Annotated in this window: 16 protein-coding genes; 9 read left to right on the top strand and 7 right to left on the bottom strand. The window is 60.3% G+C overall.

From position 1 onward, the window contains the following. Nucleotides 1–58 precede the first annotated feature (58 nt). Complete coding sequence (locus F568_RS0106970; protein WP_051087934.1) at nt 59–1804, bottom strand: protein kinase domain-containing protein; 1746 nt, start codon at nt 1802–1804, stop codon at nt 59–61. Between the two features lie 147 nt (nt 1805–1951). On the opposite strand from F568_RS0106970, the gene ppa reads away from it, so the two are divergent. Next, nucleotides 1952–2482, top strand: coding sequence for an inorganic diphosphatase (ppa, locus tag F568_RS0106965; protein ID WP_019017996.1), 531 nt, complete (start codon nt 1952–1954; stop codon nt 2480–2482). A 165-nt stretch (nt 2483–2647) separates the two neighbouring features. On the opposite strand, the gene F568_RS22425 is transcribed toward ppa, so the two are convergent. Continuing rightward, nucleotides 2648–3859, bottom strand: coding sequence for a DUF2333 family protein (locus F568_RS22425; RefSeq protein WP_019017995.1), 1212 nt, complete (start codon nt 3857–3859; stop codon nt 2648–2650). Between the two features lie 166 nt (nt 3860–4025). Between F568_RS22425 and dsbD the strand changes: the two genes are divergently transcribed. From dsbD to purH, 7 genes are all read left to right on the top strand, one after another. Beyond that, complete coding sequence (gene dsbD, locus F568_RS0106955) at nt 4026–5882, top strand: protein-disulfide reductase DsbD (RefSeq protein ID WP_019017994.1); 1857 nt, start codon at nt 4026–4028, stop codon at nt 5880–5882. A 423-nt stretch (nt 5883–6305) separates the two neighbouring features. Then, nucleotides 6306–6779, top strand: coding sequence for an acetyl-CoA carboxylase biotin carboxyl carrier protein (gene accB / locus F568_RS0106950; protein ID WP_019017993.1), 474 nt, complete (start codon nt 6306–6308; stop codon nt 6777–6779). A gap of 16 nt (nt 6780–6795) precedes the next feature. After that, nucleotides 6796–8139 (top strand): acetyl-CoA carboxylase biotin carboxylase subunit, encoded by a 1344-nt coding sequence (gene accC / locus F568_RS0106945; RefSeq protein WP_019017992.1) that lies wholly within the window; start codon nt 6796–6798, stop codon nt 8137–8139. 85 nt (nt 8140–8224) lie between these two features. Continuing rightward, complete coding sequence (gene prmA / locus F568_RS0106940) at nt 8225–9139, top strand: 50S ribosomal protein L11 methyltransferase (protein ID WP_019017991.1); 915 nt, start codon at nt 8225–8227, stop codon at nt 9137–9139. Between the two features lie 85 nt (nt 9140–9224). Beyond that, on the top strand, nt 9225–10247 hold the full coding sequence (gene dusB, locus F568_RS0106935) for a tRNA dihydrouridine synthase DusB (protein WP_019017990.1): 1023 nt from the start codon (nt 9225–9227) through the stop codon (nt 10245–10247). Continuing rightward, a complete protein-coding gene (gene fis, locus F568_RS0106930; RefSeq protein ID WP_019017989.1) occupies nt 10244–10537 on the top strand; it encodes a DNA-binding transcriptional regulator Fis in 294 nt (97 codons plus the stop codon). The genes dusB and fis overlap by 4 nt, the downstream gene beginning before the upstream one ends. 96 nt (nt 10538–10633) lie before the next feature. After that, entirely contained in the window at nt 10634–12223 is a 1590-nt protein-coding gene (gene purH / locus F568_RS0106925) for a bifunctional phosphoribosylaminoimidazolecarboxamide formyltransferase/IMP cyclohydrolase (protein ID WP_019017988.1), read from the top strand. A gap of 86 nt (nt 12224–12309) precedes the next feature. Here purH and F568_RS0106920 read toward each other — a convergent pair whose 3' ends face one another. The 4 genes from F568_RS0106920 to folE all read right to left on the bottom strand — a co-directional run bounded on the left by F568_RS0106920 (nt 12310) and on the right by folE (nt 15480). After that, nucleotides 12310–13767: an NAD-dependent succinate-semialdehyde dehydrogenase gene (locus tag F568_RS0106920; RefSeq protein WP_019017987.1), complete on the bottom strand. Its 1458-nt coding sequence runs from the start codon at nt 13765–13767 to the stop codon at nt 12310–12312. A gap of 98 nt (nt 13768–13865) precedes the next feature. Continuing rightward, entirely contained in the window at nt 13866–14426 is a 561-nt protein-coding gene (locus F568_RS22420; RefSeq protein ID WP_019017986.1) for a DUF4190 domain-containing protein, read from the bottom strand. 66 nt (nt 14427–14492) lie between these two features. Then, nucleotides 14493–14903 carry a dihydroneopterin triphosphate 2'-epimerase gene (gene folX / locus F568_RS0106910; RefSeq protein ID WP_019017985.1) on the bottom strand — a complete coding sequence of 137 codons (411 nt, stop codon included), beginning with the start codon at nt 14901–14903 and terminating at the stop codon, nt 14493–14495. 19 nt (nt 14904–14922) lie between these two features. Next, entirely contained in the window at nt 14923–15480 is a 558-nt protein-coding gene (gene folE, locus F568_RS0106905) for a GTP cyclohydrolase I FolE (protein ID WP_019017984.1), read from the bottom strand. A 242-nt stretch (nt 15481–15722) separates the two neighbouring features. Here folE and F568_RS22415 point away from each other — a divergent pair, with 242 nt between their 5' ends. After that, nucleotides 15723–16295: a TraB/TrbI/VirB10 family type IV secretion system protein gene (locus F568_RS22415; protein ID WP_040476039.1), complete on the top strand. Its 573-nt coding sequence runs from the start codon at nt 15723–15725 to the stop codon at nt 16293–16295. 84 nt (nt 16296–16379) lie between these two features. Here F568_RS22415 and F568_RS0106895 read toward each other — a convergent pair whose 3' ends face one another. After that, the gene (locus F568_RS0106895; RefSeq protein ID WP_019017982.1) at nt 16380–17372 is read right to left on the bottom strand and encodes a serine/threonine protein kinase; all 993 of its coding nucleotides are present in this window, start codon (nt 17370–17372) and stop codon (nt 16380–16382) included. Nucleotides 17373–17413: the final 41 nt, after the last annotated feature.

The raw sequence follows: 17413 nt of genomic DNA, 5'->3' as shown, positions 1-17413 counted from the left end.
AAGACGCTTTACTGCTTTCGCCTCGGCCTCCATCGCCGAGGCGAAAGTGTGTTTGGGGTTATCTCAGCAACCAGGACACTACCAACAGCAGCAACAGGATACCGGCAACTCCCTGCCAGAAGATGGCCGGTTCGCGCCGGGAGCGAGTCGTCCCGTCTCGCGCCGACTTGCGCGGTTCACGCAGAGCATAGGCGAACTCGGCGAGACGACGGAAACGTAACGCTCGCTGAGGATCCAGCGCTCGTCGCAGGGCATCGTCAAGGTCACTGCTCACCTCGGGGTTGCGGGTACGCGCACTACGGTAGTTCATCTGCTCTAGATCGGTGTGGCTGCGCAACTGATTCGGCGCCTGCTCATAGGGCAGGCTACCGGTCAACATCCAGTAGATCGTCGATGCCAAAGCATATTGGTCGCTGCGCCGCCCCACTTCGGTATCCAGAGCATACTCCGGTGCGCTGTGTTCACTGAGCCCTACCTGACGCGCCAGCTCTCTTGCTTTCTTGTGGCCATCCACCTCACGCAGATGACAGGCGCTGAAGTCGGCGAGCACCACTTGGCCATGCGCATCGATGAGCACGTTATCGGGGTGGATTTGCTGGTGAAGCACATCACGCCGGTGTAGTGCCTGAACCGCCTTGGCTAACTGACGCGCGATATCCAGGCGCTGTGCCAGGCTCGCCTGCGGGTGCCTGTGCACCCACTCCGTCAATGTCGTGCCCTCAACATGCTCCATCAGGTAATACAGGTGCTGTCGCGGCCGTGTAAGCTCCACGACCTTGGCCACAAAGGTGGAACTGACACGTTCGACGACCCATTGCTGCAGCATAAAATGCTCCAGGTAGGCATTACGGCTCGACAGCTCGGGACTCGGTGCCTTGAGGACCATCTCCCGTTCGCTGCGCAAGTCACGCATGCGATAGACACGTGCCTGGGCCGTTTTCGACAGGACCGCCTGAACCTCCAGGCCATCGAGGCGGTCACCGACATTCAGTTCGGGGGGAACCGGCAAATTGCCATAATGCCGCAGAGGACGGTCGGGCTCCTCCTCGGGCAGGCGGTCGATTCGCACCAGCTGGAAGCAGAACTGGTCGGCACCGTAGCCACGCTCGGCGGCACGCGCCTGGGCCGCTTCCGCGAGGCGCTCGCAGGCGGCATCAAGGTCGCTGACATCGGAGCGTATCAACTGCACGTAATCCGACGGCATCAGCGTGCCACGTACGGCGCGCGTGGTGAACAGGAACAGATCGCCCTGCTTGAGCGACATACGTGCGTAATCGATGTCCAGGTTCCCGTCCAGGCCTAACGCCCGGGATGGGTAGCGGTAGCCACCCAGGTCGGTCACGTGATCGCGTGTCAGCTGCTCGAACTCGGCGCCACGCAAGCGAAACACCAGCGTATCGCCCATGTGGAAGAGGTGTGCATCCCGGTCACGGAGCACCATTGCCGACATCGAACTGACGTAACTGCCACCCTCGATATAGCTGCTCTGACTATAACTCCAGCTGTTAAGGGCCCGTAGGACACGGGTCGCAGACGTCTTAGTATCCCAATGCTCGGGTGTCGAATAGTAATCGGCGAGGAAACCGCGGACACTGAGATCGCCCGCCTGCTTGGCAATGGCATTGCGCCAGGTCGAATCACTGATCAGGGCACAAACTCCCTTGCTACGCAGGGTATTTCCCTCGGGGACCTGAACCGACATGGAACTGCGATGTCGGCGGCGCTCCGGGGCCACGAAGGCCTGACCGTAGCTCAAGGACAAGGCTTGCTCCACCAAGATGACTCTCCCCCTCGGATTGCGCATTAGCCAACCATGATACCCTTGACGCCAGTCGCAGCCTATCGCCTATTGGATAACATGCCAGTGCGTGCCTACGATTGGTAATCGTCAAGGGCAGTTCGTATAATTCGGCGAATTTTCGCTTTCATGGCCAACCGCAAGGACTCGATAATGAGCTTCAACCAGATCCCCGCAGGCAAGGACCTCCCCAACGACGTGTACGTCGCGATCGAGATCCCTGCCAATCATGCGCCGATCAAGTATGAGATCGACAAGGACATGGATGCCCTCCTAGTGGATCGCTTCATGGCCACCCCCATGTTTTATCCGGCCAATTATGGTTTCATTCCCAACACGCTGGCCGATGATGGCGACCCCCTCGACGCTCTGGTGGTCACGCCGTATCCGGTCCAGCCCGGCAGCGTCATCCGTGCACGTCCGGTGGGTATCCTCAACATGACTGACGAAGCTGGCGAAGACGCCAAGCTGGTTTGCGTACCTCACCAGAAGTTGACCGCCCTGTACGACGAGGTCAACGAAGTCACCGACCTGCCGGAGCTGCTGCGCCAGCAGATCGCCCACTTCTTCGAGAACTACAAGGATCTCGAAAAAGGCAAATGGGTGAAGGTAGAGTCCTGGGATGGCGCCGATGCCGCACGCAAGGCTATCGAGAAGGCCGCGGCAGCCTATCAGGACCAGTAAGCCTGACTTACCTTCCGCAGCCGCGCCAGAGTGCGGGAGTTCTAAAGACACGCTTCACAAGAAGGGCCGCCCTTGAAAGGGCGGCCCTTCTTTATTCAACCGAGTCATCCTGAGACTCTTTCAGTGCTGCGACTCTTGAGAATCCGAAGCGGCCGGTTGCAGCGCTTACCCGGCAGACTGAGGTGTTGCGCCGGCATCACCCTGTTCCTTTTCCGAAGATACGCTCTCGTCAGCTTGAGAGCCCGCTCCACTTTGGAGGCTACCACCCTGAGTCATCTTCGAATCACCTGTCTCTTCTGCACCGTCAACTTGCGCCGGCGCCGTGGCGTTCTCCTGCGACGTGTCGGGGGACGGCTGAGAAGCGCTGGGTTGCGCGCGCGGGCTGCTGATCTCAACCCCCTCGACGCTGTCAGCGAGACGCCGGGCCTGATCACTAAGGCCCATGGTGTAGTTGGCCAGGATCAGTGAGTGGTTGGCGAAAATCCCAAAGCCCGAGCCGTTCAACACCATTGGACTCCATAGCGGACGCAGCGCCATTTCCAGTTCGGCAATCATGCGCTCCAGCCCGGCCATTGCCCCAGCCTGCTCGAAGAGCGGGGCATAATCCTGGCGCAGGCCTCGCAGGTAATGCATCAGCGCCCAAGCCTCACCGCGGGCCTCAAAGAAAATGTTATCGATACGGTACCAGGGTGTGGCCTCCGGCAATTCAGACTCGTCGACACCCAGTTCACGCAACGCCTCTGGGTCGTCGATGCTCGCCGACAAGCGACGTGTCATGGCTTCGAATCGATCCGCCTCACTGCGTAGCCATTGAGCCAAGGCATCGCCACGGTTCGTCAGGGCGCTACTGCCACTCAGGTTGTTGGTGAAGTCATGCAACAGCGCGACCGCTAATGCATATCGCTTCTCCGCAGAGGGATGAATCCAGGCCTCACTGTCAGTATCCAGCGCTGTTTCGGCATCGGTCAGCAACGCGGCATTACCATTGCTCATGGCTGCCAGCGCCGGTACCGTCAGGCGTGCCTGACTCAGCACACCCAGTTCCCAACTGGGCATATTGTCGAGCCACACTCCCGGTGGTGCCACATCATTGCGCAGCAATCCGCCCGGCTTGTCGAGCAGGGTATCGACCGAGGCGGTCAAGGCCGAGGAAAAGGCCACGCCTCGCGGAAGCGGCGCTTGCGTCTCATCGCCTCGCCATTCGACAACCGCCTGCTGGATATCGAAGCTATCCGGCCGCAGGCTCCACCAGATGCCCAGACCAATGCAAACGACCAGATAGATCACTAGCAGTACCAGCAAAGGCTTCCATATCCAGCCGTACTCCGGGCGTTCCAGCACTTCGGTCCGACGTTTGCGGTTGCGAAACATTGCCATATGCGCGACGTCCTTGAGCGTGACAGTTGATGATTGGTTCCTTGAGAAGGGTATCCTATCATGCACGTTTCGATGCGCCCGTACCGCAGTTAGCCTGCCTAAGGAACTCGTCAGCAAGCCGATGGTCGCATGCAGCGCACAGCCCCGCTCAAGGAAACCGGAGTCGATGACACGTCTGCCCGCCCTGCTCGTCTCACTATTTCTGTTGCTGTTCACGACCACGACCCAGGCCGGCTGGTTCGACGAGCAATCCAAGGAGCAGGCGTTCCTTCCCGTTCACGAGGCGTTCCAGGCCACCGCCTGGCGTGAGGAAGGGCGTTTGCATGTCGGCTTCGTCAACGCCGAGAATTACTATCTTTACCGGCATCGTTTCAGCATCGAGAGCCTGGAGCCCGGTGTCGAACTGGGCGAAATCCAACTGCCGCCGGGCCAATTCAAGAGCGACGAATTTCTGGGCGACGTCTACGTCTTTTACGATCAGGTTGCCCTGACGGTCCCCTACACGGGACAGCCCGAGGATAGCCTCGATATCGCCGTGACCTTTCAGGGCTGCGCCGATGCCGGTTTATGCTACCCACCCGAGAGCATCGAGCTTAGCGCCTTTCCCGGCTCGCCGCCGGCCGCCTTTCAAGACGTCGCCAACATCGGAACTACACCTGCACGTCAGAGCGACACAACGGCTACCGCGTCTGACCCTGGCATTGCTGCAGCACCACTCAGCGAAGATGCACATTACCGCAGCCTGCTTACCGACCTTGCCCCTTTAACCGTTCTCGGCCTGTTCTTCCTGGCAGGCTTGGGACTGACCTTCACGCCCTGCGTTTTACCGATGATCCCTATCCTGTCCTCGATCATCGTCGGTCAGCAGGCAGGACGCCGCCGAGCCCTGGCATTATCGACCAGCTACGTGGCGGGCATGACCGTTACCTATGCCATGGCTGGCGTCCTGATGGGTCTGTTCGGGGCCGGCCTCAACCTGCAAGCACACCTGCAGTCGCCTTGGGTTCTGGTTCCATTTGCCGCGTTATTCGTGTTATTCGCCTTGGCCATGTTTGGCGTCTTCGACCTGCGAGTGGCACCCGCGCTGGCCAATCGCGTCGATGCTTGGCAGGCCCGATTGCAACGCAGTGGGGCGCCTGGCCTGGCCCTGGCCGGGGCACTGTCGGTCATCGTCGTGTCTCCCTGCGTGTCGGCGCCATTGGCAGGCGCACTGGTCTTCATCTCGACCACCGGCAATATCCTCATGGGCGGAGCCGCGCTATTCGCCCTGGCGCTGGGCATGGGGGTCCCCCTGCTATTTGTGGGCACGTTCGGCCCCTCGCTGCTCCCCCGTTCAGGCGCCTGGCTCAATGGCGTCAAGGCCGCCTTCGGCGTGCTGCTGTTGGCCATCGCCGTGTGGCTCATCGAACGCCTGCTACCGGGCCCGGTCAGCCTCGTCCTGTGGGGAGCTCTAGTCATCGGTACGTCACTGGCCCTGGGCGCACTGACCTTCAACCAACGCCAAGGTTGGCCACGCGTACGGCAAGCCGCCAGCATCGTCTTGCTCGCCTGGGGAGTTGCCTTGGTGCTGGGCGCCGCCCAGGGAGGCGAGAATCCACTGCGCCCCTTGGCCAGCCTCGGCAGTGCCGGCGGCGTCGAGCAGGGGCCGGTATTTACCCGGGTAACGACACTTGCACAACTCGAAAGCGAACTGGAAATCGCTGCCCGACAGGGCCAACCTGCGTTCGTCAACGTCACGGCCGAATGGTGTGTTTCCTGCAAAATCATGGAACGCGATGTGTTTCCCGCCCCGGCCGTGGCCAGTCAATTGGCCGGATTTCACCTGATTCAGGCCGATATTACCGACACTAACGCGGATAGCCGCGCGCTACTCGACCGGTTCGGCCTGTTTGGCCCGCCCAGCCTGCTGTTCTTCTCCGATAACGAAGAGCTTGCCCGGGCACGCATTCAGGGCGAAGTCGACGCACCGACCTTTGCCACTCATCTTGAACGCATTCGTAGCCAATTCGCACGAACCGGCTGAAACGTCTAGGCTCAATTCGAACATCGTTCGGTTACTCTCGGCACCGGCTCCGTGATGCAACTAGACAACATGTCCGTTTTTCGTCACACTTCGCCTCCATTAGCTTTTAAGGCGCCCACAGGCGGGATCTTGCCGCTTTCTGCCGGGATCTAATCAGAGTTTGAACAGGTTAACAGCGCCCTAATAGACCTCTATGGCTGGCATATACGCATCGTCAACGCTTCCCAACCTGCACTGGCCCGGTATCCCGCATCGCGTGGTACGCAGACCGGTGCGGCCATCCGTTTCAGTGGGCTCGACAGCGGCCTCGACGGCTCCAGCCATGACAATGACGAATCTTGTTCCGGGAATCGCGCTGCGCCCCCCACGGCCGCTCTCGATAGCTATCGCATTACGCCACACTCACACTCAAGAGACATCAACATGGATATCCGCAAGGTCAAGAAACTGATCGAGCTTCTGGAAGAATCCAACATCAGCGAAATCGAGATCCAGGAAGGCGAGGAGTCGGTACGTATCAGCCGCCATCCCAACGGGGTCCAGGCCCAACCGATGCCCATGCATCAAGGCTGGGGCATGCCCAGCGCGCCCCAGATGCCACAGCACGCTCCAGGCGCACCGACTGCCGAACCGAGTGAAGCCCCGGCGCCGGCCCAACCGACCGGGCATGCCGTGACCTCGCCCATGGTGGGCACCTTCTATCGTGCCCCGGCGCCGGGCTCCAAGCCGTTCATCGAAGTTGGCCAGAGCGTCAAGAAGGGTGAGACGGTGTGCATCGTCGAAGCGATGAAGATGATGAACCAGATCGAAGCCGACCAGGACGGCGTGATCGAGGCCATCCTTGTCGAGGACGGTGAACCGGTCGAATTCGACCAGCCGATGCTGATCATTTCTTGAACGAATGGACAACGCCATGTTGGATAAGGTACTTATCGCCAACCGCGGCGAGATCGCACTGCGCATCCTGCGTGCCTGCAAGGAACTGGGCATTCGTACCGTCGCCGTACACTCCAAGGCCGACCGTGAGCTGATGCACGTGCGCCTGGCCGACGAAGCGGTCTGCATCGGCCCGGCCTCCTCGGCCCAGTCCTACCTCAATATTCCGGCGCTGATCAGTGCCGCCGAGGTGACTGATGCCAGCGCCATCCACCCGGGCTATGGCTTTCTATCCGAGAATGCCAACTTCGCCGAACAGGTCGAGCGCTCCGGCTTCGTCTTCATCGGCCCACGTGCCGAGACCATTCGCCTGATGGGCGACAAGGTCAGCGCGATCGAGGCCATGAAGCAGGCAGGGGTACCCACCGTGCCCGGCTCCGACGGCCCGCTGCCCGAAGATAACGACGAGGCGGTGCTGGCCACGGCCCGTCGCATCGGTTACCCGGTCATCATCAAGGCGGCAGCCGGTGGTGGTGGACGTGGCATGCGTGTGGTCCACAGCGAGGCCCACCTACTCTCCTCGATCAGCGTGACCCGCTCCGAGGCCAATGCCGCCTTCGGCGACGGCACGGTGTACATGGAGAAGTTCCTGGAAAAGCCTCGCCACGTCGAGGTGCAGGTGCTTGCCGATGGCCAAGGAAACGCCATCCACCTCTACGATCGTGATTGTTCGCTGCAACGCCGCCACCAGAAGGTCCTGGAAGAAGCCCCGGCTCCGCACATCGACCCGGAAGCCCGCGCCCGCGTGCTCAAGGCCTGTACCGACGCCTGTATCGAGATCAACTACCGCGGCGCCGGTACCTTCGAGTTCCTTTATGAGGACGGCCAGTTCTTCTTCATCGAGATGAACACTCGCGTTCAGGTCGAGCACCCCGTCACCGAGATGGTGACCGGCGTGGATATCGTCAAGGAACAGTTGCGTATCGCGTCCGGCATGCCGCTGACGATCCGGCAAGAGGATGTCAAGCTCAACGGCCATGCCTTTGAATGCCGTATCAATGCCGAGGATTCGCGTACCTTCATGCCCTCCCCCGGCAAGGTGACGCTGTTCCATGCCCCAGGCGGACTGGGTGTACGCATGGATTCGCATCTGTACACGGGCTATACCGTCCCTCCTCACTACGACTCGCTGATCGGTAAGCTGATCACTTGGGGTGAGAACCGCGACGTGGCCCTGAACCGCATGCGCAACGCTCTTGATGAATTGTTGGTGGAAGGGATCAAGTCCAATATCGACTTGCAGAAGGATCTAGTCCGCGACAGCAATTTTCAGGAAGGCGGCGTAAACATCCATTACCTTGAGAAGAAGCTCGGCGGCTGATCCTGCCGGATAGATGACAGAGCCATTGGCGAAAGGGGCGTTATTGCCCCTTTTTCTTTCGTTTACACGCGTGCTGGAGAATCCCATGCCTTGGTTGCAACTGAAAGCCCACATTGCGCCTGAGCAGGCCGACACGCTCGAGGAGCTGCTTGCGGCAGAGGGCGCCTCGGCAATTACCCTGCAGGACGCTCACGACGAGCCGGTCTTCGAACCCGAGCGCGGCACCACCCCCCTCTGGAACGAGACCGTACTGACCGGACTCTACGATGACCTGGAAGATGTCGAACCCATGCTGGATCGGGTGCGCCAAGCCTGGGCCGCGGAAATTCCCGATGAACCGTGTCCAGAGATCGAGTACGAGCTGCTTGCCGACAGAGATTGGGAGCGAGAGTGGATGGATGGCTTCACACCGCTGCGGATGGGCAAGCGACTGTGGATCGTTCCCAGCTGGCATGACGCACCGGACCCCGACGCCGTCAACCTGCTGCTCGATCCGGGTCTAGCTTTCGGTACCGGCACGCATCCCACCACAGCACTTTGTCTGGAGTGGCTCGACGAGCTGGCCAACGAAGGGCTGCTCCATAAACAAACGATCCTCGACTTCGGTTGCGGTTCAGGGATTTTAGCCATCGCCGCACTCAAGCTTGGCGCCGCTCACGCGGTGGGTACCGACATCGACCCACAGGCACTGACCGCCAGTCGTGACAATGCCGCACGCAACGGCATTGCCGACGAAGCGCTTGCGCTATGCCTCCCCGAGCAGCTTGACGCCGGCCAGTACAGCGTCGTCGTCGCCAACATTCTCGCAGGGCCGTTGGTCGAGCTCGCGCCGAGTATTACCGGCCAGATCGCCCCAGGCGGTCGTCTGGCCCTGTCGGGCATCCTCGCCAATCAGGCTGACACCGTTTTCGATGCTTACCTTGCTCAGGGGTTGCGCATGGATGATCCGGTCGAGCGTGACGGCTGGGTACGCCTCACGGGCCTACGCCCTGCCCAGTAACGGCAACGTTGATATCGCCCGCCCTTCAATAAGCTCGTTGCGGCCGGTATCATACTCCCCCCTTGAGACGAGACTACGAATCACGATGCCAGCTACCGCCTGCGTCGAACCACCCGCTATTGGCCCTTACCAGCTCCCTAATCGGGTAATTCTGGCGCCCATGGCCGGCGTGACCGATCGCCCTTTTCGCCAGCTTTGTCGTAAGCTAGGCGCTGGCTTGGTGGTGTCCGAAATGGTCACGTCCGACCCTAGCCTATGGCACACCCGGAAGTCGCGTTCACGCCTCGATCATAGTGGCGAGCCTGGCCCGCGTTCGGTGCAGATCGCCGGGGGCGATCCCGACATGCTGGCCGAAGCGGCCCGCATGAATGCCGAACAGGGCGCTCAGATCATCGATATAAACATGGGTTGCCCAGCCAAGAAGGTCTGCAACAAGGCGGCTGGCTCGGCCCTGCTTCGCGACGAGCGGCTGGTAGCAGAGATTCTCGATGCCGTAGTCGCGGCGGTCGACATTCCCGTGACGCTAAAAATTCGTACCGGCTGGTGCGAGCGTAGTATCAACGGCCCGCGTGTCGCCCGCCTGGCCGAAGACGCGGGTATCCGCGCCTTGGCGGTCCATGGACGTACCCGAGAGCAGCGTTACTCCGGCTCTGCAGAGTACGACACCATCGCCAGCATCAAGGCCTCGGTGAGAATTCCCGTTTTCGCCAATGGCGATATCACATCCGCCAAGAAAGCAGCCGAGGTCCTCGACTATACTGGTGCGGATGCCGTGATGGTAGGACGTGGCGCTCAGGGCAATCCTTGGATCTTCCGTGAGATCGATCATTACCTGAGCACAGGCGAAACGCTGCCCGAGCCCTCCCACGACGAGCGACAGCGGGTAATGAGCGACCACCTGAAAGCGTTACATGCGTTTTATGGGGAACATATGGGTGTGCGCATCGCACGCAAGCATATCGGTTGGTATCTGGGCACTCGCGAAGATGCCAAGCCCTTGCGGGCACGCTTCAACAGCCTGGAGACAGTGGGCGCACAACTTCAATTCGTCGACGAAATTTTTGACCGGACCACGCATCCGGCGAGCGATGGGATCAGCGCAGCATGACCAGCAGGCAATCCTTCACCACCGATCAGGAGGCGCTCGACACTCCCGCCGGCCTACCCCGTGGGCAGACGCTTCGCGAAGCTGTCGATGACGCCATACAACGTTACTTCGCCCATCTCGACGGCGAAATGGTCACCGACCTGTATGGTATGGTCATGGCCGAAGTCGAGGCACCATTACTCAGTGCCGTGATGGCACATGCCGGCGGCAACCAGACCCGCGCTGCCGACATGCTGGGCCTCAATCGCGGCACGTTGCGCAAGAAACTCAAGCAGTACGACCTGATCTGACCCGACCATCCAGGGGAGCCACCTACGGCTCCCCTTGACGCATTTCACGCCGTCGCCCCGCCACCGGGCGACCCTTAGCAAGTAGAGTGGAGCATCATGGCCGAACATTCCTCACCGTCCTCCCTGCCGGTACGGCGTGCGCTGATCAGCGTGTCCGACAAGACCGGCATTGTCGACTTCGCACGCGAGCTTGCGCATCGCGGCGTGGCGCTGCTATCCACCGGCGGGACCTACCGCCTGCTCATGGAGAACGGCATTGCAGTCACCGAAGTCTCCGAGCATACCGGTTTTCCCGAAATCATGGATGGACGCGTCAAGACGCTGCACCCCAAGATTCACGGCGGCATTCTTGGCCGGCGCGGGCAGGACGATGCGGTAATGGCCGAGCATGGCATCGATCCAGTCGACATGGTCGTAGTCAATCTCTATCCGTTTGCCGCCACCGTGGCGCGCCCCGACTGCACGCTGGAGGATGCCATCGAGAACATCGATATCGGTGGCCCGACCATGGTACGTGCATGCGCCAAGAACCACGCCCACACCACCATCGTGGTCGATAATGGCGATTATCAACGGATACTCGACGCCATGGCTTCATCAGATGGTACGGTCAATCACACCCTGCGCTTCGACCTGGCAGTCAAGGCATTCGAGCATACTGCCGGCTACGATGCAGCCATCGCCGACTACCTGGGCCAACGTGTCGAGGACGGCGAACCGGGCTTCCCGCGCACCTACAATGTGCAGTTTCACAAGAAGCAGTCAATGCGCTACGGCGAGAATCCGCACCAGCAGGCAGCGTTCTATGTCGAGGCGAATGCCAGCGAGGCCAGCGTCGCTACAGCCGTGCAGCGCCAAGGCAAGGAACTCTCCTACAACAACGTGGCGGATACCGATGCTGCCTTCGAATGCGTCAAGGCGTTCTCCGATACCGCCTGCGTGATCGTCAAGCACGCCAACCCCTGCGGCGTGGCTGTGGCGGACACCCCCTTGGACGCCTACGACAAGGCGTTCGCCACCGACCCCACCAGTGCCTTTGGCGGCATCATTGCCTTCAACCGGCCGCTGGATGCCGACACCGCGCGAGCTATCATCGACCGCCAGTTCGTCGAAGTGATCATCGCGCCGGGAGTCAGTGACGAAGCTGCTGCCATTGTGGCCGAGAAAAAGAACGTTCGTCTGCTCGACGCCGGCAACCATTGGCCCGGCGAGCGCGAGCAAGCGCATGACTTCAAGCGTGTCACTGGCGGCCTGCTGGTGCAGGATCGCGACCTGGGCATGGTCGGTCGCGATGAACTCCAGGTCGTCACCGAACGCGCGCCGAGCGAACAGGAAATGTACGATCTGAGCTTCGCCTGGAAAGTCGCCAAGTACGTCAAGTCCAATGCCATCGTCTATGCCAAACACGGCCAGACCATCGGTGTCGGTGCCGGCCAGATGAGCCGCGTCTACTCAGCAAAGATTGCCGGCATCAAGGCTGCCGATGAGGGCCTCGAAGTGCCCGGTTCAGTGATGGCCTCCGATGCTTTCTTCCCGTTCCGCGATGGTATTGACGCCGCCGCCGCTGCCGGGATCAGCGCAGTCATCCAACCGGGTGGCTCGATGCGCGACCAGGAAGTGATCGACGCCGCCAATGAAGCGGGAGTCGCCATGGTGTTCACGGGGATGCGCCATTTCAAGCATTGAACGAAACCAGATACAAGCAGGGCGGCCAATTGGCCGCCCTGCTTGTTTTAGCGCTTGGCAAAACATTGCTGCGAAGCTCGTTTCCCTCATCCAAGGTCGATGCAGAGATACTTGGTTTCCATAAACTCCTCAAGCCCTTGATGCCCGCCTTCGCGTCCCAGGCCGGATTCCTTGACACCACCGAAGGGTGCGGCAGCGTTAGAGATCAGTCCGGTATTGATACCGATAATGCCGTACTCGAGCGCTTCCGAGACGCGCCACACGCGGCTCAGGTCCCTTGAATAGAAGTAGGCGGCCAAGCCGAAGGGCGTGTCATTGGCCATCGCCACGGCATCCTCTTCATCGTCGAAGGGGAACACCGCCGACAACGGACCGAACGTCTCTTCCTGGGCGACAAGCATGTTGGGCTTGGCATCGTTTATTAGCGTCGGCGTGAAGAAGTTGCCACCCAGCGGATGTGGGTGACCACCCAGCAGCAGCTCGGCCCCCTTGTCCACGGCATCGCGAATGTGCCGGCTGACCTTCTCGACACCATCCTGGTCGATCAGCGGACCGATGTTGACGCCTTCCTCGGTGCCATCACCGACATGCAACTCGCTGTTCATGGCTGCGGCCAGCTTCTCGCAGAAGGCGTTGACCACGCTGGACTGGACCAGGAAGCGGTTGACACATACGCAGGTCTGCCCACCGTTGCGGAACTTCGACGCCATGGCGCCTTCCACGGCCGCATCCAGGTCGGAGTCCTCGAAAACGATGAACGGCGCATTGCCGCCCAGTTCCAAGGAGATCTTCTGGATATGCTCGGCCGCCTGCTGCATCAGCTTGCGCCCGACCTCGGTAGACCCGGTAAAGGTAATCTTGCGCACAATTGATGATTCGGTCAGCGCAGAGGCAATTTCACTTGCCCGCCCAGGTACGACGTTGAATACACCGCGCGGCACGCCGGCGCGCTCGGCCAGCAGAGCCAGGGCAGTTGCCGAGAACGGTGTCTGGCTGGCAGGTTTGACCACAATCGGGCAGCCTGCAGCGAGTGCAGCACCAACCTTACGAGTAATCATGGCCGCCGGGAAGTTCCAGGGCGTAATGGCCCCGACGACCCCGACAGGCTGCTTGGTCACCAGGATTCGCTGGTTATTTTTCGATGCAGGGATGGTCTCGCCGTACACCCGACGCGCCTCCTCGGCAAACCAGCGCAAAAAGCTGGCTGCGTAGGCGATCTCTCCGGCCGCCTCCTTTAGCGGCTTGCCCTGCTCCAAGGTCATGATCAGCGCCAGCTCGTCTTGATGCTCATGCATCAGGTCGTGCCATTTCATCAGCACATCGGCGCGCTCCTGGGCTGTCAGTGCTCGCCAGGCGGGAAGGGCGACATCTGCGGCTTCGATGGCGCGCTCGGTCTCGGCCCGGCCCAGACGAGGGACCTGGCCAATGACCTCGCCGGTCGCCGGATTGACGACATCGATCTGTTCGCCACTGTCTGCCGCGACCCAACTACCGTCGATGTAGGCAAACGGACGAAACAGCGGGCAATCTTGCAAGGATTCCATGATGTTCTCCTTCCATGAAGGCGACAACGGCGGTTGCCGCACGGAGCCGGCTGGCGATCATCGACGCAGGACGAACGCCAACCGCATTTGGCGGTATGTCACCCGGTTTGCTCATGGCCGGGCACGGCTAGCAAGTGGGACAGGGATGTCGCTGGCAGCGGCTCCAGCAGCAAGGATAGCGTAGCAACGATCAATGCCAGGACAATCGCCGCCCAGCAGACCCCCCTGCCTCGGTAATGTTGCGGTTGGCGCCGGATGTGGCGTAGCCCTAGCACGGCCAGGATGGCGGCCACCAGCCCCAGTAAAGGTGCCAGGACATCGAAGAAAAGACCAAGGATAGCCACGATAATGGCAGCCAGCGCCCAACTTGAATATCGCCGACCGACGCCTTCCTCGTATTCACCGGCCAGCTCGGCATCGCTGGCGGCATGCGCATGATCGGTTGCCGGCACGTGCCCTGAGGCACGGCGCTGTTTCTCGGGAAGATTAATGACCTGAACGGCGTGAGAGTCACGCACATCGAAACGAACCAGAACATCGGGCCCGGGCAACCCACGGCCCCGCCATTCGGCGAGCGAAAAGGTATAGCATTGGCCATCGCGAGTCACGATGGTCCCCTGCTGCGCATCATCGTCGAAATCGGTGATCTTGCCGTCCAAGGCCGCACTCCGCTGGCTGAATCTACATGCCAATGCTAAGAGGTTTATCCTTGCAAAACCAACCCGTCAAACCGCCGCATGATCCCCGCGGGTCTCGGACAGCGTGATCGACACCGAATCGGCAAAGCGTAAGGCATGCGGCTTATCGATCTCGACCTGGGCGGTCAGCACCTGAGGATACGACATGACGATGTCGAGCACCTCCCGGGTCATGCGCTCCAGCAACTGGAAGCGCCCATCCTCGACGTGCGAAATGATGTGCTTGGTGATGGTACGATAGTTGAGCGCCTGGTCGATGTGATTGAACTGCACCGCGCCAGCGGCCCGGTAACGGATCACCACATTGATGATCACGTCCTGACGATTCTTGATCTCTTCTTCCTTTATACCAATGAATGTGCGTAGACGCAGATTCTTGATACGTATCGAGGCAAGATCGTGGTCTAGGTGCTGCTCGTTAAGGGCATGCAGTGGCATCTCGGTTCCTCCATGTCGATCAGCGACCATTGACCAGCATCAGAAATTCCTGACGGGTGGTCTGATTGTCACGGAAGGCACCCAGCATGACCGAGGTCGTCATGCTCGAGTTCTGTTTCTCGACGCCACGCATCATCATGCACATGTGCTTGGCTTCGATCACCACGGCCACGCCATGAGCCCCCGTCACCTGTTGGATCGCCTCAGCAATTTCGCGGGTCAGGTTTTCCTGGATCTGCATGCGCCGGGCATACATATCGACGATACGCGCAAATTTCGACAGTCCCAGTACCTTGCCGTGTGGCATGTAGGCAATATGGCACTTGCCGATGAAAGGCAGCAGATGGTGTTCGCACATTGAGTAAAGCTCAATGTCTTTGACCAATACCATCTCGTCGGTCTCGGAGGCGAAGACCGCGCCATTGACCAGCGCCTCGAGAGACTGACTATAGCCCCGGGTCAGGAACTGCATGGCCTTGGCGGCGCGTTTGGGCGTATCGCGAAGTCCCTCGCGGCTGGGGTCTTCACCCAAGCCAGCAATGATCTCCCGGTAATGGTTGGCGAGTTCTTCAGTCATCGGTTCAACCTATGTCTCGTTGCCCGTAGGCATAGTGCATTCGAGTTATTGTCACGGTATGTTTCCCTGGTGAGCGGATTCTACCGCACTCCCGCACTTCGCGCAGTGGCTCTGCACTTGACGTCATGCCTCGCGACATCTCGTCACGCTGGCGCGGCTACTAGACGCCCTGCACTGTGCTAGAGTTTGCACACGTCATGTTCCCGCCACTGGCGGGTGCCAATGCCTGCCGAGACCAAGCCATGTTGAAACCTTTCGTCTATCTGCTGTTGGCGGTCATGACCATGCCGGTGCTGGCTGCGCAGGACACGCTCAGGCTACCTGCCGATGCCCGTGTCGAGGTCCAGTTGATTGATAGCGTTACCCTCGACCGCACCTCATCCGAGAAGAACAACATCTTGCTGCGTCCGGTGTCGCACGTGCAGTCTTCGGTGTCGTACCAACTGCCGAAACATTGCCTGATCACCGCCAATGCCCAACTTACCGACGACCGGGTTCGCCTGACCACGCAGTCAGTGACCTGCGTCGAGACTGAAGATAGCCAGCCCGACGTCTTCAGCGGCGAGCTGTCCGCTGCCGCCTATGAACGCGACGGCGGTTTCGGCTTGGATGTCTGTCACGAGAGCCAGGACGGTCAATGCTCATTGGCCGTAATCGCCCCGGACCATACCTTCCAGTTGAGCCTGGGTCGCTCCCTGCAGCTCGATGCACAGAGCAACCCGTCGGCGGAGATCAACAAGCGACGGCGTCATGCCGATGAGCAAGGCGAAGCCAGTAACCTTCCGGCCAACGGTTCCGCACCTGCCGGTGAATAATTCGACATCGCCATTTTGAAAGTCGTCAACAGGGCCGCCCTGCGTGTGGGACTGCCCTGTTGCTTATAAAACCGATATCCGCTCTCAATCGCTGGCCAGCCATCGCTGGGAGTCATCGAGAATCCCCCGCTGCTGTTCCAGCGTGCGAATATGCTGATCCCAGTAATCCTCACTAGCCACCCAAGGAAACGCGCGGGGAAAGGCGGGATCCTCCCAGCGAGCGACCAGCCAGGCACTGTGACGCATCAGCCGCAGCGCACGTAACGGTTCGATCCACTCGAGCTGTCGCCGATCGAAATCCCGATACTGCTCATAGCCCTCGATCAGTTCGCTCAACTGCATTTGCAATTCCTGATCGTTCTGGGCTGTTAACATCATCCATAAGTCCTGCACGGCAGGCGCCATGCAGCAATCGTCGAAGTCGACCAAGGTAAAATCCTGATCGCGACCGAGAATATTGCCCAAATGGCAGTCTCCATGGGCCCGGATCTCGGCACTCACTGGCCAGGCATGTTCGGTTAGCAGTTTCTGCAGGGCCTCGCTGATCTTCGCATAACTCTGCCGTTGCCGACGGTTGAGCCACGCCCCCGCCATGACCTGCTCTCGACTTTGCGTAACGAGGACCTCAGGGTCCAGGCGCGGACGCGCCGAGAAATCGTGACACACCGAGACTGCATGAAGGCGCCCGATCAATTCGCCCAGAGCATAGAGGTGCTCGGGGTTTTCCAGCTCCGGCGCCTGTCCTGGTACATGGGGGAACAGTGCAAAACGAAAGCCGTACGCCTCATGCAGGGTCTCGCCTTGAGCATCCTTCCAAGGGGCCGCCACAGGTACCCCGGCTGCGGTCAACTCGGTCAGGAAGGCATGCTCCTCACGAATCTGCGCTTCGCTCCACCGGTCTGGACGGTAAAACTTCACGACCCAACGCCGCCGCTCATCATCGCTGATCAGAAAGACCCGGTTCTCATAGCTATTCAATGCAAAAGGTTCACCGGGCAACCACATGCCCAGCGCTTCGACGGCTTCAACGATTCGCTGCGGCGTCAGGCTCTCGAAGGGGTGATGGTTGGCAGCCATGGCGGTTCCTTGGTTCATCGGTGGCTGCATGCTAGCAGACT

This window comes from Modicisalibacter luteus DSM 23508 (assembly GCF_000378505.1).
GTDB lineage: Bacteria > Pseudomonadota > Gammaproteobacteria > Pseudomonadales > Halomonadaceae > Modicisalibacter > Modicisalibacter luteus.
This window is presented reverse-complemented; position numbering and strand designations above follow the sequence as displayed.

Excerpts from the sequence above, each read along its gene's own strand:
- dsbD (WP_019017994.1), top strand. The coding sequence starts at position 4,026 with ATGACACGTCTGCCCGCCCTGCTCGTCTCACTATTTCTGTTGCTGTTC.
- F568_RS0106920 (WP_019017987.1), bottom strand. The coding sequence starts at position 13,767 with ATGGAATCCTTGCAAGATTGCCCGCTGTTTCGTCCGTTTGCCTACATC.
- prmA (WP_019017991.1), top strand. The coding sequence starts at position 8,225 with ATGCCTTGGTTGCAACTGAAAGCCCACATTGCGCCTGAGCAGGCCGAC.
- folE (WP_019017984.1), bottom strand. The coding sequence starts at position 15,480 with ATGACTGAAGAACTCGCCAACCATTACCGGGAGATCATTGCTGGCTTG.
- dusB (WP_019017990.1), top strand. The coding sequence starts at position 9,225 with ATGCCAGCTACCGCCTGCGTCGAACCACCCGCTATTGGCCCTTACCAG.
- F568_RS0106970 (WP_051087934.1), bottom strand. The coding sequence starts at position 1,804 with ATGCGCAATCCGAGGGGGAGAGTCATCTTGGTGGAGCAAGCCTTGTCC.
- folX (WP_019017985.1), bottom strand. The coding sequence starts at position 14,903 with ATGCCACTGCATGCCCTTAACGAGCAGCACCTAGACCACGATCTTGCC.
- accB (WP_019017993.1), top strand. The coding sequence starts at position 6,306 with ATGGATATCCGCAAGGTCAAGAAACTGATCGAGCTTCTGGAAGAATCC.
- purH (WP_019017988.1), top strand. The coding sequence starts at position 10,634 with ATGGCCGAACATTCCTCACCGTCCTCCCTGCCGGTACGGCGTGCGCTG.
- accC (WP_019017992.1), top strand. The coding sequence starts at position 6,796 with ATGTTGGATAAGGTACTTATCGCCAACCGCGGCGAGATCGCACTGCGC.
- fis (WP_019017989.1), top strand. The coding sequence starts at position 10,244 with ATGACCAGCAGGCAATCCTTCACCACCGATCAGGAGGCGCTCGACACT.
- F568_RS22425 (WP_019017995.1), bottom strand. The coding sequence starts at position 3,859 with ATGGCAATGTTTCGCAACCGCAAACGTCGGACCGAAGTGCTGGAACGC.
- F568_RS0106895 (WP_019017982.1), bottom strand. The coding sequence starts at position 17,372 with ATGGCTGCCAACCATCACCCCTTCGAGAGCCTGACGCCGCAGCGAATC.
- ppa (WP_019017996.1), top strand. The coding sequence starts at position 1,952 with ATGAGCTTCAACCAGATCCCCGCAGGCAAGGACCTCCCCAACGACGTG.
- F568_RS22415 (WP_040476039.1), top strand. The coding sequence starts at position 15,723 with ATGTTGAAACCTTTCGTCTATCTGCTGTTGGCGGTCATGACCATGCCG.